This is a genomic window from Paenibacillus sp. Negev47 (assembly GCF_058313655.1).
Genome location: NZ_CM177754.1, coordinates 4,152,703 through 4,171,715 on the forward strand (window position 1 = coordinate 4,152,703; position 19,013 = coordinate 4,171,715).

Annotated in this window: 19 protein-coding genes; 1 reads left to right on the forward strand and 18 read right to left on the reverse strand. The window is 47.4% G+C overall.

From position 1 onward, the window contains the following. Positions 1–34: 34 nt before the first annotated feature. The 13 genes from AC4G47_RS18430 to AC4G47_RS18490 form a co-directional block, all read right to left on the reverse strand. Positions 35–952: an NAD(P)/FAD-dependent oxidoreductase gene (locus AC4G47_RS18430; RefSeq protein ID WP_491102143.1), complete on the reverse strand. Its 918-nt coding sequence runs from the start codon at positions 950–952 to the stop codon at positions 35–37. Positions 953–1,133: 181 nt separating this feature from the next. Next, complete coding sequence (locus AC4G47_RS18435) at positions 1,134–2,765, reverse strand: S-layer homology domain-containing protein (RefSeq protein ID WP_491102144.1); 1,632 nt, start codon at positions 2,763–2,765, stop codon at positions 1,134–1,136. 94 nt (positions 2,766–2,859) lie between these two features. Then, positions 2,860–3,459: a nitroreductase family protein gene (locus AC4G47_RS18440; RefSeq protein ID WP_062833966.1), complete on the reverse strand. Its 600-nt coding sequence runs from the start codon at positions 3,457–3,459 to the stop codon at positions 2,860–2,862. Positions 3,460–3,608: 149 nt separating this feature from the next. Continuing rightward, the gene (locus tag AC4G47_RS18445; RefSeq protein WP_491102145.1) at positions 3,609–3,863 is read right to left on the reverse strand and encodes a YczO family protein; all 255 of its coding nucleotides are present in this window, start codon (positions 3,861–3,863) and stop codon (positions 3,609–3,611) included. Positions 3,864–3,994: 131 nt separating this feature from the next. Then, positions 3,995–4,843, reverse strand: coding sequence for an AraC family transcriptional regulator (locus AC4G47_RS18450; protein WP_491106738.1), 849 nt, complete (start codon positions 4,841–4,843; stop codon positions 3,995–3,997). 80 nt (positions 4,844–4,923) lie between these two features. Next, positions 4,924–5,088 carry a hypothetical protein gene (locus tag AC4G47_RS18455; protein ID WP_491102146.1) on the reverse strand — a complete coding sequence of 55 codons (165 nt, stop codon included), beginning with the start codon at positions 5,086–5,088 and terminating at the stop codon, positions 4,924–4,926. 53 nt (positions 5,089–5,141) lie between these two features. Beyond that, positions 5,142–5,333, reverse strand: a complete 192-nt coding sequence (locus tag AC4G47_RS18460; RefSeq protein WP_491102147.1) for a redoxin domain-containing protein — start codon at positions 5,331–5,333, stop codon at positions 5,142–5,144. A gap of 189 nt (positions 5,334–5,522) precedes the next feature. Further along, the gene (locus tag AC4G47_RS18465; RefSeq protein ID WP_076249967.1) at positions 5,523–6,353 is read right to left on the reverse strand and encodes a carbohydrate ABC transporter permease; all 831 of its coding nucleotides are present in this window, start codon (positions 6,351–6,353) and stop codon (positions 5,523–5,525) included. A 78-nt stretch (positions 6,354–6,431) separates the two neighbouring features. Continuing rightward, complete coding sequence (locus AC4G47_RS18470) at positions 6,432–7,313, reverse strand: carbohydrate ABC transporter permease (RefSeq protein WP_491102148.1); 882 nt, start codon at positions 7,311–7,313, stop codon at positions 6,432–6,434. A 212-nt stretch (positions 7,314–7,525) separates the two neighbouring features. Continuing rightward, the gene (locus AC4G47_RS18475) at positions 7,526–8,842 is read right to left on the reverse strand and encodes an ABC transporter substrate-binding protein (protein ID WP_491102149.1); all 1,317 of its coding nucleotides are present in this window, start codon (positions 8,840–8,842) and stop codon (positions 7,526–7,528) included. 172 nt (positions 8,843–9,014) lie between these two features. Further along, the gene (locus tag AC4G47_RS18480; RefSeq protein ID WP_491102150.1) at positions 9,015–9,869 is read right to left on the reverse strand and encodes a response regulator transcription factor; all 855 of its coding nucleotides are present in this window, start codon (positions 9,867–9,869) and stop codon (positions 9,015–9,017) included. 25 nt (positions 9,870–9,894) lie between these two features. After that, on the reverse strand, positions 9,895–11,715 hold the full coding sequence (locus AC4G47_RS18485; RefSeq protein WP_491102151.1) for a sensor histidine kinase: 1,821 nt from the start codon (positions 11,713–11,715) through the stop codon (positions 9,895–9,897). A 140-nt stretch (positions 11,716–11,855) separates the two neighbouring features. After that, entirely contained in the window at positions 11,856–12,623 is a 768-nt protein-coding gene (locus AC4G47_RS18490; RefSeq protein WP_491102152.1) for a helix-turn-helix domain-containing protein, read from the reverse strand. A 145-nt stretch (positions 12,624–12,768) separates the two neighbouring features. Here AC4G47_RS18490 and AC4G47_RS18495 point away from each other — a divergent pair, with 145 nt between their 5' ends. Continuing rightward, positions 12,769–15,030 carry an FAD-dependent oxidoreductase gene (locus tag AC4G47_RS18495; RefSeq protein WP_491102153.1) on the forward strand — a complete coding sequence of 754 codons (2,262 nt, stop codon included), beginning with the start codon at positions 12,769–12,771 and terminating at the stop codon, positions 15,028–15,030. A gap of 246 nt (positions 15,031–15,276) precedes the next feature. Here AC4G47_RS18495 and AC4G47_RS18500 read toward each other — a convergent pair whose 3' ends face one another. The 5 genes from AC4G47_RS18500 to AC4G47_RS18520 form a co-directional block, all read right to left on the reverse strand. After that, complete coding sequence (locus AC4G47_RS18500; RefSeq protein ID WP_491102154.1) at positions 15,277–15,699, reverse strand: DUF1801 domain-containing protein; 423 nt, start codon at positions 15,697–15,699, stop codon at positions 15,277–15,279. Between the two features lie 19 nt (positions 15,700–15,718). Continuing rightward, positions 15,719–16,513 carry an aminoglycoside phosphotransferase family protein gene (locus AC4G47_RS18505; RefSeq protein ID WP_491102155.1) on the reverse strand — a complete coding sequence of 265 codons (795 nt, stop codon included), beginning with the start codon at positions 16,511–16,513 and terminating at the stop codon, positions 15,719–15,721. Between the two features lie 17 nt (positions 16,514–16,530). Further along, on the reverse strand, positions 16,531–16,806 hold the full coding sequence (locus tag AC4G47_RS18510) for a hypothetical protein (RefSeq protein ID WP_491102156.1): 276 nt from the start codon (positions 16,804–16,806) through the stop codon (positions 16,531–16,533). A 169-nt stretch (positions 16,807–16,975) separates the two neighbouring features. Beyond that, positions 16,976–17,515, reverse strand: coding sequence for a GNAT family N-acetyltransferase (locus AC4G47_RS18515; RefSeq protein ID WP_491102157.1), 540 nt, complete (start codon positions 17,513–17,515; stop codon positions 16,976–16,978). Between the two features lie 203 nt (positions 17,516–17,718). Beyond that, the gene (locus AC4G47_RS18520; RefSeq protein ID WP_491102158.1) at positions 17,719–18,906 is read right to left on the reverse strand and encodes a glycoside hydrolase family 5 protein; all 1,188 of its coding nucleotides are present in this window, start codon (positions 18,904–18,906) and stop codon (positions 17,719–17,721) included. Between the last annotated feature and the right edge of the window lie 107 nt (positions 18,907–19,013).

Sequence of the window (19,013 nt, forward strand, 5' to 3'; positions counted from 1 at the left end):
AATTGAATAATCAACCTCATATCTGGAGTGATTTTCAAAGCGAATCCTTTGTCATCTGCTGTAACGCCTTATGAATCCAGATCGCGGCAATGGAACCTTCACCCATCGCAACGGTTGCTTGTTCTGCATGCAGACCCAGATCCCCAGCAATCCATACATTCGTCGCTGCCTGCAAGCTGCGCGGATTGGCTTCTACATGTTTATTATCTGCGATCACAGCTCCAAGCTGCTCTGCCAATTCATAGTGCACCCGGTTGCCTCCAAAAGCGATAAACCCACGCTCCGACTCAAAGATCTGCCCATCATCGGTCAGAACACCGGTGATATGGCCGTCCTCAATCTGCTGCACTTCCTGGACCGCCGCTTCCAGATAACGAACGCCCGCCTCTTTCATGCTGCGATGAAGTTCAGCAGATATGGGGGCCTGCTCATGGTTGATATATAACAAATCATTCGTACGCTGAATTAAAATCATCGCCATATTGGCCCCTGCTTCACCAGATCCCAACAGAACTGTCCGCTGATCCTGAATCTCATAGCCGTCACAATCAGGACATACATAGACTGTACGACCCAACGTCGGGGTTAATCCTGGAATATCCGGAACTCGATCCGTAAGACCCGTTGCCAGAAGCACCGTTTTGCTCCTATATTCAGATCCGGAAGTACCAAATAATTGAATCTTCTCACCATGACGTCCTGCTTTAACGATACGGTCTTTCTCAAAAGCTACACCGGTTCGCTCTGCCTGCATCCTACCTCGGGCACGGAGTTCTTCGCCGGACACCCCATCAGGGAAACCGAGTATATTATGATACGACCGACACAATGTCGATCTGCCCTCTCCCGCATCAATCACCAAGACCTGATGGGCCGAATAACGCCCAAGCTGAATGGCCGCCTGAAGCCCTGCGAGCCCTCCACCTACTATTATGCAATCAACCTCTCGCATGCTCCTTCTCCTCCTGAACTTCCATTTATCTATTTTAGGTAAACAATTTGTCCTTCTATACATTAAACCGTTCAGTCAAGCTTAAACGCGTCCTCGTCCTCCTTATCTTATACCAAAATAAAAAGACCCAAACCATCCGCCTGAATCACGGTGAGTTTGGGCCTATAAAATTCATGATTGCTTAGAAGTTATACGATTCAAATCGTGATGCATTCGAAATGGCGTTCCATACATCAGCTGTTTCACCACCCATATACCAATAAGCCAGTCCAGCAATTTGCCGCTGCTCACTCATTAACACTTTGGCTGATAAAGAACGACTATCCTCTGCCCATATATATCTTGGTGTACCGTTACTGTTGTAACCAATAATATATTGAGCCAGACTTGCATCCCAACGTCTTACAGATCCCGTGGCATGCGCGCGGGTTCCCTGTTCTGCCAGTGTAATGTCCCAAGAACTGGTTGCCGGATTCACTGAAGACCAGTCTCGTGTATATAATGGAAGGGCCAAAATTGTTTTGGCACGTACTACTTCGGAGAGCATGGTATCCAGCGCCTTTTCCACCCATGGAAGCGAGGCCACCGATCCTGCTTTTGGATCACCATTCCAGTGTTCCTCATATCCCATCAACACCATATAATCCGATACCGCACCCAGTTTGGCATAATCAAATGCATCCGTCCAATCTGTACCGAGGTCTGGCGATACATCCACAGACACAACTGCACCCAGTGCGTGCAATGTAGCCGTCAAGGAGGTGACAAATGCTGTTAACCCTTCACGATCCACAGGATCGACATTCTCGAAGTCCACGTTAATGCCGTCCAGTTTATAGGTTTTGACATAGGTGGCTACCTGTGAGATCACTGCTGCTCGGTTGACTGAACTCGATAACATCTGATGGGTAAGTGCCGAATCTGAACGATTGCCAAGCAATGGCCATAGTTGTCTGTTGGTAGCGGATGCCCAGGATATTAATGCCGGGTCCGCGTGATCTGTTACTTTCATACTGCTATTCAGGAAAAACCAGCGCGGGACAAGCGTATTCACTTCAGACTGTTCCACTTGCTTCTTGAATTCAGCCGTCGTGGAGTTATATTGCCAACCCAGCTGGACGCCGAGTTCATCCGAACGCCGTAACTGCTCAGACCATGTTTTCTTTTGTAAAATGGCATCGAGCATGACGGCTGCTTCTTCTCGCGTTACCTGGTCATGCGGTCGGAACACGCCTCCACTGCCTCGCATCAGTCCTAGTTGATATACCGTCTGTACATAAGGGCGTGCCCAGTCCGAGATATCCGCAGCGTCGAAATATGTTGAAGATAAGAGCGACGTCTCTACGGGTTGTTGTTTTAACATGCGAACAAGAAGGGCAGCCGCTTCTTCGCGCGTAATGGAAGCATTAGGCTGGAACGTTCCCTGACCTTTACCCTCCAGAATAAAAAGATTCGTCATGGCGGCAACGTTGCCGTAATACCAAGCATTCATGCTTATATCCTGATAGGGATTAATGTTATTTTTAACGGGCTTCAAACCTAGCAATCTCACCGCAAACGTTGCAAACTCTGCACGAGTAACGGCCTTCTTCGGTTCAAAGGTAGTCTCTGACGTACCGGCAGCAATACCTTTGTCCACCAGATGCGTAATGGCATCCTTCGCATAACTCGTATGCGTATCCTGAAACTGTTGCTGTACGGTTGCAGCTTGAACGGTATTACTATATCCAGCCACCGATCCAAGTGCTAATACCCCGCATAAAGCCATTTTCCACTTGCGTTGGTTCGTTATGTCTTTTAATCTATTATTCACATCAAAAAGCCTCGCTTCATTGGATTACGATCAACTATCATCGTATCAAATTGAAGCGAGGCCGTATGTGGTTAAATGTTGGGAAATGCGAAGCTTACTTGTGTACTTTTACGCGCTCTTCAATCGGTTGGAATTCTTTCTCACCCGGTGTTGCCGTTGGTTTACCAAATGGCATCTGAGCGATCAATCTCCAGTTCTCAGGAATGTTCCATTCTTGTTTAACCTTCTCGTCAATCAATGGATTGTAGTGCTGCAAAGATGCACCCAGACCTTCTTGTTCCAGAGCAGTCCAGATCACCAGTTGCAACATGCCGTTGGATTGGTTCGCCCAGATCGGGAAGTTATCCGCATAAGCTGCAAAATTCTGTTGAAGCTGTGCGATTACATTGTTGTCTTCGAAGAAGAGAACCGTACCATATCCGCTGCGGAATCCAGTCATTTTCTCTGCTGTGGATTTGAAGGCTTCTTCATTGCCTACCACTTCACGTAAAATTTCTTCTGTGTGATTCCACAATTTATCATGTTGTTCACCGAGCAATACAACAGCACGGGATGTTTGTGAGTTGAAGGAAGTTGGTGTGTATTTCACCGCTTCTTCTACGATTTCCTGGATCTTAGCATCCGAAATTGTAGATTCCTTGCTGATTCCATAATAAGATCTTCTGTTTTTCAACGCATCAAAAAAAGTAGTCATTCTTATTCGCCTCCCAAAATAGTCTTTTTCATTCGCCAACATAGTAACTATAATATAGTAACATACATTAGTCAACAAACTAATTTATTTTCACCAAGCACACATTCATCGATAACACTTGAACTTTTTGATTCAAAACTTTAATGGGATTATTCTTCGTTCGTCTTTTTGCGATAATCAGCCCGGTATTTTTCTTCCGTAGACGAGTTACTCTTCGTCTGATCCTTATTCTTCTCTTCCTGTGCTTCCATGTTTAGGTCTTCCATTGGAATCGGGTCTACGGTCTGTTCTTCCTCATGCATGTCAAGCAAACTTTTCTTCTCTGTTTGATACTGCTCGGGATTGTCATGGAAACGTTTTGTATCGTTATCGTTGTTATTCTGATCCGGTGTGCGCTCTTTCATTCATGATCGCCTCCTCTGATTTCATTACCCTTTCTTTACCTGTTCTGCCTATCTTCTAAACACGGTGATGTGCATTCATGAAAGAAAAACAAAAAGCCAACCAGACAAGCTGGTCGGCTTCAAGAAGACTTCTATGACTGACCATGCAATCGGGTACGATACAGGTCGGGCGAACATCCTACACTTTGCTTGAATATCCGGCTAAAATGGGAAAGCCGTTTGAACCCGGACAATCGACTTGCTTCTGTCACCGTGATCTCAGGTTGAAACTGAAACAACAACTTTGCCTGATTGATGCGACGGTCATAGAGATATTTGAATATCGTCAAACCTGTCATTTCCTTGAACATACCTGCCAAATATGGTTTGGACAAATGCAATTCCCGTGCCAAATCATCCAGACCAATGTCTTTCATATAGTGGGTATCGACATAACGGATAATGTGCTGCACATGCCGCTCCCTCTCCGATGATGGAAGGTGTTCTTCAACATCGCCTTGGCAGATCTCTGCTACAAAATACAACAGGTCACACAGCCGGACATTCATGCGCTCCTGTCTGAAACGGGTCTGACTCTGAGACAGACGATGGAGATCGTGTAATAGCGCTTCGAATTCAGAGCGGGTATCTCCCGCCAGATTGACCCGGCAATTTCTGAGTTCTTCAAACGGCTTCAGCACCTCAACCATGCGATCCGGATGCAGGCTGCTGCGAATGGCAGACGGATCAAAATGCAATGTGCTTCGCTCATAAGCACTGCCGGGTTTCGGATGCGGTCGATGAAGAGTCAAGCCATGCATCAGCACCAGATCACCCGGCTCCAGGTTATATACCCGGTCTCCTATGATATAAGTACATTCTCCATCATGAAAATAATATATCTCATAATGCGGATGTGAATGGAATCCATCTGACTTGCCCGGGTTAAACGTGCTGGTGGAACGGTAACTATACTCCAGTGAAGCACTAAATTGCATCATGCTTGGCACATCCATGCACCTCCTGTTCGGGAGAGGGAAACGATTCGTGTCATGACCCTTTAGGATATATATAAAATGAATTATAGAAGCTGTTTAATGCTCTCCTGAATCTCGTCGATGGAGTCAACCGGTTCAAAACGTCTGACCACATGACCCTCAGCATCGATGAGGAATTTCGTGAAATTCCATTTGATTGCATCTCCATGTAACCATTCCGGTGCCTTCTCAGCCACCATTAATTTCAATAATTTGGCCTGTATGTCTGTCTCATCAAAGCCAGCAAAAGGCCCTGATCTTTTCAAAAAGTCGTAGAGCGGGTGCACCCTTGATCCTTGTACTGATCATACAGCTTCTGCATGTCATCGAACTGGTGCGTATACTTACATTTACTTGCCGTGTTTACGATGAGCACAGGCTTTCCTTCATATTGATAGAGCGGGAAACGCTCTCCACTGGTTCTGGTTACGGTAAAGTCATAGATGGTTGGCATAAGTCTAGTGCACCTCGCGATAGTTATGTAGTCATATAGAGTCATATATCATTGTTAATTATATACGATGTTTGAACTATTGTATCGCGGAAGATAAGTTACTCTCCTTTTCAATAGAAAACCCTTCTGCCGCGAAAATTTCTTCGTTCAGCAAAAGGGTTATTTTATGGGATCACAGTGACAGCAGCTTCAACCCTTCACGGCACTTCCGGCCACGCCCTGGATAATATAATGCTGACCCACCAGGAAGACGATGATCATCGGAATAATACCTGCCGTGGCAGCGGCCATCATGCCGTTGTAGTCTACATTGTTCTCCAGAATAAAGTTCTGCAGTCCGAGCGGCACGGTATAGAGGTCTTTGTCAATCAGGAACACAAGTGCATTCTCATAGTCATTCCAGTGCCAGGAGAAATCAATAATCGCCAGTGTAGCCAGTGCAGGCTTCGCCAGGGGCAGAATCAGCCTGAAGAAAATGCGCAGGTGACCGGCACCGTCGATGAACGCCGCTTCCGAGATCTCTGAAGGCACTGACAGGAAGAATTGCCGCAGCATAAACACCCCAAAGATCGTGAACATTCCAGGCAGGATCAATGCCCAATGTGTGTTATATATGCCGACCCACTCAAACATCAGAAACTTCGGTACAAAGAGCACCTGCGGAGGCACCATCATCATCGAGAGATAGATCAGGAACAATGTCTCCCGACCTTTGAATTGAATCCGTGCGAAGCCATAGGCTGCAAAAGCCGAGAGAAATACAGCTCCGACCGTGCTAATTAGTGATATTTTCAACGAGTTCAGATAATATGTCGCAAAAGTATCCGCTCCGCTCCAGACCTTGATATGATGCTCCCAGTTCAGGCTGGAGGGTATCCACTGGATGGGATAGGTGAATACGTCCGCAGGAGATTTGAACGATGTGCTGATCATCCAGATGAACGGCATAATCATCAGCAAGGCAAAACCGGACATCAGAAGTGTCAATATGATTTTTCGAATCTGGGTCAAGGACTCCATGCGGACTATAGGTGAATGCGGAGCTGTGGGCTTCGCGCTCGTGGTATTTCGTTGCTCCATAATGATTCCCTCCCCTCCTTAATAGTGAACCCAACGTTTCTGACCAAGCCACTGCAATACGGTGAAGATCATGATGATGGCAAAGAGCGCCCAGCTAATGGCAGCAGCGTATCCCATCTCGTAGTAGCGGAAGGCATTCTGGTAGATAAACAGCGACAGGACGGTTGTACTGTTCCCCGGCCCACCCTGGGTAATCGCTTGAATGATACCAAAGTTCTTAATGGTCATAATCAGCCCGGTAATCAGCAGCAAAAAGGTAGTCGGGCTCACAAGCGGCCAGATCACTTGGCGTATCGTCTGCCAAGGACGGGCTCCATCGATCCGTGCAGCCTCAACCAATTCCTCCGGGATTTCCTGCAAGGCGGCCAGATAAATAATCATGTTGTAACCCAGCATGAACCAGATCCAGATGATATCAATCGCAACCATGGACCATTCCGTTGTCGATAACCAGCCCGGTGGATTCGTTATACCGATCCCGCGCAAGAAACCGTTAATCGGCCCCGACGTAGGCTGGAATAACAGCATCCAGACAAAGGCGATGGCAACGCCGCTGGTGATATAAGGCATGAAATAGAGAGCACGCAGCGTTTTTTGCCAATACACCGACTTGTTCAGCGCCACCGCCACGATAAATGCCAACCCCATCGATACCGGAACTGCTAACAGAAATACAAATGTATTTCGCAGTGCCACGCCAAACAGATCATCATTTATCATTCGGCGAATGTTATCCAGCCCGACGAAATTCGTCTCCGGGCTCATGAATTTGTAATCGGTGAACATGAGATAGAACGAATAGACAGCCGGTATAATAAAAAACAACAGCACGCCAATCATATTGGGCCCAATAAACAGATACCCGAGCCTGCTCTGCCGTTTCATCCAGGATTTATGCATATGCTCCCCCACTCCTTAACATCTGTTCTGGAATTAAGCATAACAAGATGTCCTCTAACATTTAAGGAACATAACCCTGTACCTGATATCACAGATATATGTATTTCGGAAGTGCTTTTTGGGAGAGAAACAACATGGAATTGTTCTATTGCTTATATAGAAAAAGCCGTCCCATAAGGGACGGCCTTCGCTCTTGGTGTAGCACTTACATTCTATTGATTCTGCTTCAGCCAATCATTATGGCGTTTGACCATGTTCTGAACCGTAACTTCGGCAGTCTGGTTACCAAGGAAGAACTTTTCATACTCCTGTGCACGCAAGTCGACCACCTCTTGCGCAATGCTGCGGACAAACGTAGGTGTCTCATCACCATACAACACGAATTCCAGAGACTCCTTGTCATAGGAATCGGCATAATCACCCAGCAGATGATCGATCGCAGTCTGTTGATCGACCGCATTGGAGGAAGGCAAACGTCCACCAGCAGCCATCGGCATCATTCCTCCATCGGCGTACCATTTCAGGAACTCCCATGCGGCTTCTTTGTTTTTCGACTTGGAATTGATGGCGATAAAGTCTCCCAGTCCCCCGCTCTTCACCATATCCGCTTCCTCTGCAGCCAGTCTCGGTACAGGGGCAAAGGCGATTTTCCAATCTCGAGGGAACTCGGTTATGTTGTTCGATGTGCGGATCAGCCATTCGCCAATGTTGATCATGGCAGACTCACCACCAAGAAACATGTTTTCCACCGGCATTTTGGAGGTCAGCTGCTCACCGAGTGGCGGTGTTGTTGCATCCTCCTTCATCATTCCGTTCAACGTCTCCAGCCATTTGGTAACGAGCGGATCATCGAGATTGGAAGTGCCGTCTGCCTTCACATAACCGTTCTTCACCAGAACGGAATCAAGCGGGTCTACATAGGAAGCGGTATGCTGTACCAATCCGTACTTAAAGCCAGCCGTCTTCAGTTTGAGTGCATATTCACGGGCTTCATCCCATGTCCAGGCTGTCGGTACACTCAGTCCGGCCTGATCAAGCGCTTTCATATTTAAAGCGAAGAAGGCAGCGTTTTTCTTGGTCGGCATCCCGTAATATTTTCCGTCCACTTTCCAGGAAGCCGCATCTTCACCCATTTTCTCATCAATGTTGTAGTCGGTGAACTCGCCCAGATCCAGTGCTGTACCGCCCTTGATGCGTTTGTCCAGATTCGTGAGGGTATAGTTGACGTACAGGTCAACGTTTTGCCCGGTGGACAGCGCCGTATCCAGCTTCAGGTTGCCATCATCGTCATTCACAAACCGTACATATTCCACCTGAATATCGGGATTCTCCGCATTCCAGGTATCCACCACTTCCTGTGGACCATTCTCAGGCGGCACCGCGCCCCACATGGTGAGCTTCACTTTTCCCCCTGCCGCTCCACCTCCGTTATCTCCACCGTTGGTCTCATTTTTACCTACACAGCCGGCAAGCAATCCCAGCATCAGCACGCCTACGATCAATCCCGTTAATCCTCTTTTGGCTCTCATCTGGTCACATGACCTCCCTGAATTGAAGTGAATGTACCTTCCGTTACATCGTAGCAGGGACCTTCCTGGGTTCATAAGATACATATCCATGATTCGGATTGAACAAAAATACGGATTTACTTGTGCTTGCCTGTTCACTCGGTACACATATTCCTTCTACTCATCCGGTGAATCACGAGCGGTGGCGATACTGGCTGGGCGTGCAACCGGTCCAACGCTTGAATATTTTGATGAAATAATTATCGCTTCCGAATCCCACGCGGTAACCAATCTCCTGTACAGGAAGATCCGTCTCACGCAAGTATTCAGCCGCTTTCTCCATACGCACCCCATGCAAGTAGTGAATCAGGGTATGCCCGGTTTTCTTTTTAAACAAAGCACTCACATAATTCTCTCCCATCATCACATATCGTGACATGGATTTGACGGTAATGTCCTGATCGTAATGCTGCCCGATGTACTCGATAATTTTGCTAATTTCCGGGTGCTTCACAACCGGCTCACGAACAAGCGTGAACGGAAGATCAGTCTCAGACGCTGTCGCGGAAGAGACCGTAAGAGAGGTAGGCGAAACAGGCGTTGATGTGATTAGCGGAGGTGCAGAAGGCGACACTTCATGATGATTTGTTTCTGTCTGGGCTTCAGCCGATGCTCCCAGTTCCTCACTTACTTTACGAAGTGTATCACGCAGTGAATTCACACTCATGGACAGTTTCAGAATATAATTTGAAGCTCCGTATTCCATCGCACGCCGAACATATTCGAACTCCCCCATACAGGTGAGCATGACAAACTTGGTTTTCAACCCGGCTTGGCGGGTCTGTTTGAGTAATTCAAGACCATCCATACCCGGCATGACAATATCAGTCAGTACCAGATCCGGTGTATCCCGTATGATCATTGCCAGCGCTTCGGTCCCATTACCGGATTCTCCGATGACCGTGAAGCCCAGCTCTTCCCAGGAAATGATCTCTCGCACCGACTCTCGTACGAATACCTCATCCTCTACAAGTAATACTTTCCACATGTTCCAGATTCCCCTCTCCAGTCGGCTAGTCTGACCGCTTCTGTACATAAGGCGTCGACAATAAAAAAGGAATGCTGAACCTCACTAATGTCCCCGGCTTGGTATCGATCACCTCAAGTTTACTCTGACCTTTGAACAATAACCGCAATCGTTCCCTGAGGTTGGACAGGCCGATCCCCGGACGCGTCCGGGTTACCTGCAAACGCCGGGATTCCTCCATTCCGATACCGTTGTCTGCCACCTCCAGCATCAGTGTTGCTGTGTCTTGCCTATAAATGCTGATACGGATCTGCCCAAGCTGCTCCAGTGGCCCGACACCGTGGTGAATTGCATTCTCCACCAGGGGCTGCAAGCTCAGCTTAGGCACCAGCGCATACTCCAGCTTATCGTCAAATTCACAAGTTACCTCGAAGCTATCGCGGTAACGAATCCGCTGGATATGAAGGTAGGCTTGAACCAACTCGATTTCATCCTTCAGATATACCAATTCGACCTGTGAATTCAGGCTGACCTCCAGTAATTTGCCCAAGGAAACACACATCTCGGAGATCTCCTCATTCCCGCTGCGTATCGCACTCCATTTCATTGTATTCAACGTATTCAGGAGAAAGTGCGGATTCATCTGAGCCAGGAGCATATGAAAATGTACCGCTTCCTTCTGTCGTTCCTCCGTCTTGAGTCTGGCAATCATCTGATTGGCATCGTCCAGCATCGTATTAAATGTACGTGTCAGTTCCAGCACTTCTCCACGGCTGTGGCCCTCAGGAATACGAATCTTGAGGTTTTTGCGGACGACCTCCTTCATCTGTTTCTGTAGATGCGACAAAGGGCGCGTGAACGTCGCGGAGATCATAAAAGCCATCAGTACGAATGCTCCTGTGAACCCAAAAAAGGTCAGAAAATAACGCTGTTTCAGTTCAGATATCTCTGTAAAGAGAATCGAGAGCGGAATCCGATTCACCATATACCAGTCCAGTGATTCAATGTACACGTAGTTAATCAGCGTATCCGAAGCTGGATCGGTTAGATAAGCCTCTGCCGGATGGAGAGCTATTTCAGCCGTAACCTCAGGGGAGAGGGCTGCAGTTTTGGATGAACGGGCAATGGTCTCCCCACTACCTGTAATAAGATAATACTCCTGGCTACTCTGTGAATCCTTCAGCATGGTCTGGAACCAATAGGAATAATCGATGCTAATTCGTGCCAGTCCATACCGTTTGCCGCCGCTATCTTTCATGTAGGCATACAGTGACAAAAGGTACGGGCTGGAGGATAGCTCCCGCAGCACATGGTTAGTATCTCGGGCATCCCAGCGATAAAAAAGTTCTTCCGGTTGAAGCGGGTGTGAATCCGCACCACCTTTTGAAATCGTGATTTCCCCAAGACGCTCGCTGAATTGTTGCAAATAGGGGCCGTACGCCAGTGCTTTCTCGGGCAAATACGAAGTGTAAACGCTATCATAAAAATCCAGCAAGGTAAAGTACACGGAAGGATTATATAGGAAGAAACTGTTGTTGATCATCTTAAACTTCTCTTCCACCAACGACTTGTTCTCAAGCGGCGTACGATTGTCCGGGGAGGTCAGCACACTTCTTACCGCAGAATCCTGTTCCAGAAAAATGAGTGTTTTGAAGGCGATGCTCATCTGGTCCTCCAAAGAGCGGTACATCTGTACCAGCTGCTCATGACTCTGCTCACTGATTTTCTGCTCGACCAGCGATTCAATCTGCTGATAATTGTAGACATTCAATGCACTGAACGGCAAGAGAATCAACACCACAAACGCGCCGAACAGGCGGTATCTGAGCCGCTGTGGCAACCAACTTTTCCAGTTTGGCTTCTTCATTCCTTAGTGCTCGCTCCCCTACAATTAATGAACCCATTATAGCACCTGCCTGCCATTTATACCCGGAGTCGAATGATTTGCATGGATTTGTGATATCCGTTGCCTGCATTCAAGAGAAGTGCACAGATATGTTCTATTCGTCATACTTGATGCCGTCTCCGGTATTCTGAGGGGCTGATCCCCACCGTGGACGAGAATACGCGGCTCAGATAAAATCCGTTTTCATACCCACATCTCTCCGCAATCTGCGTTAGGGTTAAACGGCTGTCCGCCAGCAAGGCTTTGGCCTTTTTGAGACGGATCGCTTTCAGGTAATCGGATGGTGTTTCTTGAAAAGCCTCCCGGAACCTTCGGGTAAGCTGAACTGGACTCAACGCCAGACGCTGGGCCAATGCTCGGAGACTGACCGCCTCTCCTGCCCATTCCTCGAGCAGAACTGCCGCTTCAGTCATCAGAGCGTCTTCCGTGAACTTTCGCTCCATTAATCTACTCTGTCTGCGCTCCCATTGATAAAGTTGCCACAAATCCATCATCAGATGGGTTTTCCACCCTGCCGAAGCCTCATCATTGTCCTCGCTCATCTGTCGTAGATAAGCATACGTTGAAGCCAGACGCTTCGTATCATTAATCAGGGATTTTCCGATCGGCGGCAGAAGATCCTCATCCTCTGCGGAGTTACAACGGAACTGTATATAGTGAAACGTCAGCGGAGTTACAGTCTCTCTGCGAAAAGGAACGTGGGGCGGACACAACACCAGATCAGCAAAACCCGCCTCTCCCGTATGTCCCCCGATCTCATAACGAAATACGCCCTCTTCAACGGCAAAGACCACCCAAGCGTCGTAGATATCCTCAGCCAAGGCAAACTCAGCTTTCTTCTTCCAGTAGATGTGATTAAGGAGGTCCATGATACACCTGCCTTTGTTATGAAATAAAGTATATGCTCGATGATAATATAGTGTATTTGAAAAGTAAATATATAGAACTAATATGAAATTATAGATATGAAATACGAGCTTAGGCTCCTCCATATTCAATGAGAGAGGTGTTCATATGAACGAACTCGTTAAACCGGATATCACCGTCATCGGAGGCGGGCTAGCTGGCGTGTGCGCGGCCATATCTGCGGCTCGACTGGGCCAACAGGTCGCTCTGGTACAGAATCGCCCCGTACTCGGCGGCAATTCCAGCAGCGAAGTACGCGTATGGGTCTGTGGCGCTACCGCCCACGGGATTAACCGCTATGCCCGCGAAACTGGCATCATGGGAGAACTGTTTGTAGAGAATCAGTATCGTAATCCAGAGGGGAATCCCTATCTCTGGGACTTAATCATTCTGGAAGCCGTTCGAGCTGAACCCAACATCCGTCTGTACCTGAATACCGATGTCCATGAAGTCGTGGCCACTGGGGATGGAGAGGAACGTATGATTACCTCTGTTACCGGGTGGATGATGGGCTCAGAGCGCAAAATCCGATTTGAGAGTCAGATCTATCTGGACTGTACTGGCGATGGACTTGTTGGCTTTCTGGCTGGTGCCAAATTCGCACTCGGCCGGGAAGCCCGCAGCGAGTATGGTGAAGAATGGGCACCTGAGGTGGCCGATCAGATTACGCTCGGCAGTACACTTCTCTTCTATACCAAGGATGCTGGTGCGCCTGTCCGTTATATCCCGCCTTCTTTTGCAAAGGATATTACACAGACCAGCATTCCGATTCGCCGGGTCATTCGCAGCGGGGATTCCGGTTGTCATTACTGGTGGATTGAGTGGGGTGGTGAACATGACACTGTTCATGACAATGAGCTGATCCGTGATGAACTGTGGTCCGTGATCTATGGAATCTGGGACTATATCAAGAACTCCGGCAAGTTCGATGCAGAGCAGATGACGCTGGAGTGGATCGGTTCGCTGCCTGGCAAAAGGGAGTACCGCCGCTTCACGGGTGACTATGTGCTCACCCAGAACGATATTATCAGCCAGCGGGAGTTCCCGGATGCCGTTGCCTTTGGCGGCTGGTCCATTGACCTGCATCCCCCGCAGGGCATGTACGCCGAAGCGAGCGGCTCGAAGCATATGCATGCCGATGGCGTGTATCACGTGCCGTTCCGCTCGTTATATTCCGCCAATGTGCGGAATATGCTCATGGCCGGACGCGACATCAGCGCATCGCATGTCGCCTTCGGCACAACCCGCGTCATGGCGACATGCGCGGTCATCGGCGAAGCCGCCGGTACGGGCGCGGCGCTCTGCGCGGCCATGGGGGTGTCGCCGCGCGAGCTGCACGTGAGGCATCTTGCGGTGCTGCAGCAGACATTGCTGCGGCAGGACGCATCTATCATCGGGGTGCGCAGCCACGATGAGCTGGATCTGGCCCGGCGTGCCAAGGCTACAGCCTCCAGCACGCTGACGGGCATCGCTCTGGAGCAGCCTGGCGAGACGTACCCGCTGGGTACGGATGTTGCCCTGCTGCTGCCTGTGCATCCAATGCTCAGCGGCCTGGAGCTGCTGCTGGATGCATCCAGCGATACCGAGCTGACGGTAGAGCTGTGGGATACGGGGCGTAAGGAGAATTACGTCCCGCATTCGTTACAAGTTACGGCAACCGTTAACGTTACGGCGGGAATCGCGCAGTGGGTGAACCTTCCGCTCGAATGGAGACCGGAAGAACCGCAGAATGCTTTTATTATCATCCGCGCTAATAAAGCCGTCTCACTCTACCATTCGATAGAAGCACACAGCGGGGTGCTGATCTTCTTCAAAACGGAAGAAAACCATGTTTCCAAAAATCTGGAGGACCACGCGACGGATCAGCCTGTCGTCTTATGGTCCATGCAAGGGTTGGCACGTCAGCCATTCTGCTGTCGTACCCTCTCTGAGACCACGGCCTATTCAGCGGACAACACGATCAACGGCTACCATCGCCCTTTCGGTGGCCCGCAGCAGTGGATGTCACAACCTATGCAGCCTGACAGACCCGAGTGGGTGCAACTGACGTGGGAAGATCCACAGACCTTGGCTGAACTGCACTTGACGTTCAATGATGATGTGAACGAGGATCTGGTTAATCTGCATCACCATCAGACGACATTCCGCGTCATGCCTGAACTTGTGCGCGATTATCGGGTGGAAGTATTGACCCCGTCTGGGGAGTGGATCGAGATTATAAACGTATCGGAAAACCGCAGAAGAAAAGTCATCCATTCCTTGGCTACACCTGTGTATGTGCAGACGATAAGAGTAATCATCGATGCCACTAATGGCAGCAGGTATGCGGAGTTGATCGAGATTCGGGCGTACGGGGAAGCTACACGGTAGGAGGACTCTGAGCACATTAGGTTTGGATACCGATTCTGGCACTGATCAACGTTTACGATGGATATTTACAGTACGGATCACATATGTCATATGTATAAGTGTCTTCACTCCTGAACGAGAACTGCAAGCAAAAAACAGGTTGTCTTGATCTTCAAGACAGCCTGTTTGAGCGTTATAACGTTTATGGTGATGGAGGGAAGCAGTTTATTTCTCCAGTGATTCAGTACTTGTTGATAGCATGCAGAGTTATTGATCCGGATAAGTTTCTTTTAGGAACTCAACAGACTGCACGATTAGTGCTTTCAACACATCTACATGAATATCCGCGACCTTGTTGATGTACACACATGCTTTCCCTGTTGTATGTTTTCCAAAGTCTTTCAGCAGTTCTCCCCGCTCGCTATCCCCTGTGGCAAAATACAAACTGATCTTTGCCTTTCGTGGTGAGAAGCCCACTAGTGGTGCATCCCCTTCGTGACCAGATTCATATTTGTAATGGTACGCACCGAATCCAATAATACTCGGTCCCCACATTTTAGCTTCATAACCTGTCGTCTCCGTGAAGATGTCCAATAATTGATAGGCGTCTTCCTGTTTTTTTGCATGTTCGATCTGTTCAATAAATTCAATAACGCTTTGGTCTGTTATTGTTGTTTTAAGTTTATACATTGAAGGGATCACTCCTTAATTAAGTCCAGTCATCAAAATGCTTTTCCAGAAAGATAAGCTCTTTCTGATAGTGTGCGAGATGACCTTCTTCTATCATTTTCATAAAAGCATGTTCCCCGGCAGCCGCACGATCAGATAATGTTTTACACATAAAACGAATGCGCGATATAACCCATTCCTTCAGGTCTGCCGGCACACACAGTCCATACGTGCTCATAAATAATGTAATGCGTTCGTTACGAATAGATCCATGCGCCAGGCTAGAGTAAGGCATAACACCCTTTCCATCCATCTTTGGTGAGAAATCTGCGAGTGGGACGGACGTATACAAGGCATAGGCGATATCCCACAGGCGCGGACCCGGACCTGCCATATCAAAATCAATAATCCCTTGAGGACGGCCGTCCTTGTACACCACATTATACGGCGCAAAATCATTATGACATACAACTTCATCTTCAGTTATGCCCGGATATTTGTTCATTGTCTCTGATGTGGCTATAAATCCAACGGTCGCATCATGGTAACTTCTCAACAGTTTAGCGACACCCATCAAAGATTCGTCTGACCACATATACTCTTCTATATCAGGATAGTCATTGCCTGGAACGATTCCTTCAAGGTAAGAGAGTACTTCTCTCCCCTGTTCATCTGTTCCGAGAAATCGAGGAGCATGGTCATAACCAACTTTTTCGAGATGTAAAAGCAGTTCATGCACATATGAATTCGGTTGGGCATGCCGGCGAACCGTCTCGCCTATTCTGACAACCTGATTCACATTACCTCCCGTGAACTCTTGCTCCTGTTCGGACACTCTCATCCCTCCTAAAGCTAAACTTCTTTGGTATGGGCATGATTACGATTTTTCTTATAACTTCCCGGAAACCCTGCAACCAATAACATAAATCCTACGAAAAACATGAAATATACGAGTAACCCTGTAGGATTATCATTCGTCTGAGCAAACGGGGGTACGTTGGTCCCACTTGAAGCATATCCTGCTTCTACTATAGCGGTGGATACTCTTATAGCAATTCTCTCCATCGTCGAAATAAACACACTACCAATCATGAGGACTACACCCAAGATCTTGTTGATATTATTCATTTCATGCCTCCTTCATGATCCGTCCACTATTTTATGAGTTTCTCTACTTAATGTCTTTCGATTCTCTATTCCATATTCCTACATTTTATATCAAGGGACCTGTTCTAATATCATCACCGCAAACAGCGACGTCATCACTGACGCCGCTGTTGTTTGCTCTCACAATATGTTACGTAGCCACTTCATGGTGCAGATCCATACTATTTTCGAAAAAGGCGGACCGTTCTACATGATATAGATCATAGATCTGCTCCTTGATATTGATCAACTGGTATACATCGGGATAGACATCATTAGCTAATTTCACATAAGACAGTTTTTCTACCGCTTTTCTGGACCTTACATTTTGCTTGCGTATCTTCATAAATACCGTCTCAATCGCATGTTCCAGAAACAATTCAACAAAGAAGGCTGATTTCGCTTTTTGGCTATACCCATTCCCAAAATACGGCGATCCAATCCATGTAGCTAAGAATCCTCTTTGATACTCGATGTGATATAGATCAATCGTACCAATGGGCTGGCCAGTTTCATTCAAAATCGTTCGGGAAATCACCGTTTTTTGTTCTTCTTCAGCCATCAATTGTTTGGTCAGGAATAGATATTCCTCATACGATTGGCATGCATAACGAACGTAAGGAAAAACTGCGGGGTCCATCATTAAGCTGTACAGTGAATGGCATTCCTGCAAATCACGTTTTTTTAACATTATGTCTACCACCTAGTCCTTTTAGTCCGCTATATCAAGCAAATTAAGTATATAAAAGGTATTGTGGCATTTAATGAATTCTGTATATGGCTTATGTAAAATTGATTGGAAAAATATTCATTGGATTATTTCAGGCTGCACAAAAAACCGCGTGTCCCTTTTACAGGAATACGCGGTTTGCATGGATTAAGCTTAACAGTCAATTATTGCATACCTTGCATGATGGCGTTAATGATGTTTTGCTGCGTCACAGTATTGTTCGAACGGTTAAATAATGCAAATCCATGTTGACCATTGTGTCCATTGTCCCAATAAACAGGAACCATTTTGTATTTCTTCGCTTTTTCTGTAACTGCTTTTGCATATGCAGCACGATATACATTGTTGCTGGAATCGTAGGACGTTTTATCAATGGAACCGAACTCACCAATCACTACAGGATAGCCTTGAGTCACAAATTTATCATACATGGACTTGAACTGTGATTCCAGATAATCTTCTTGTCCCCAAGTAGATTTTTTGGAAGGATTCGTAGCCGTTGCCCCCCATTGCGTGATATTACCGTTTTCCTCACCTGCAAAATCCCATGGAGAGTAATAGTGTGCTGAGATCATGATTCTCTTCTGTGAGCTAGGAATGGCGGAGGATCTGAAATTATCTGTCGGGAGCGCGAAGCCATAATTACCAACAGTGAAGTCAATATTGGTGTTCCAGCCCGGAATCAGCAACCATCTGGCACTGTTGTTCCCTCCAGTCTGACGAACCGTATCCACGAAGATTTGATTATAGGCGTTCAGATTAGCGTAATACGCAGAATTCGGGTTACCATAGTTACCATCGAATACTTCGTTCATGGATTCGAAAATAAGACGGTCATTGTAGTTGCTAAACTTAGTGGCAATCTGCTGCCACACCTTTTTATACTTTTCCTTAATCGCCGTCTGATTGCCACCATTCACGAGCAGCCATCCACCTTGGACTGAATTGTACCCATCGCCATGAATATTGATAATGACATACAGGCCTTCATTGTACGCATAATCCACCACTTGCTGAATTCGATTCAGCCATGCTGCATTGATTGTATAATTGGGAGCGCTTCCAATGTTATTCAAATAGGAAACGGGAATACGAATGGACTTGAAGCCTGCTGCTTTCACCTTTTTGATCAACTCTGGAGTCACCGTAGGATTGCCCCATGCAGTTTCATTCGGTGTGCCGTTCACCGCTGCTTCCAGCTGATTGCCCAGATTCCATCCTGCACCCATCTCAGCCACAATTTGCGAAGCGTCCGCTGCAGACGCCTTAGCGCTCCATCCGGTAAAGGCTACCGTAGCCAGTAATACAAGCGCCAAGCTACTGATGCCAAACTTCTTCCATTTTTTGAACATAACCATACCTCCGCTTATCTTATTATTTTTTCATCAAGCAGTGCGGTTAATCTATTTATACAGATTGAATGATACGAGAATCCACACCCTCCTCTCTATCGATCAAA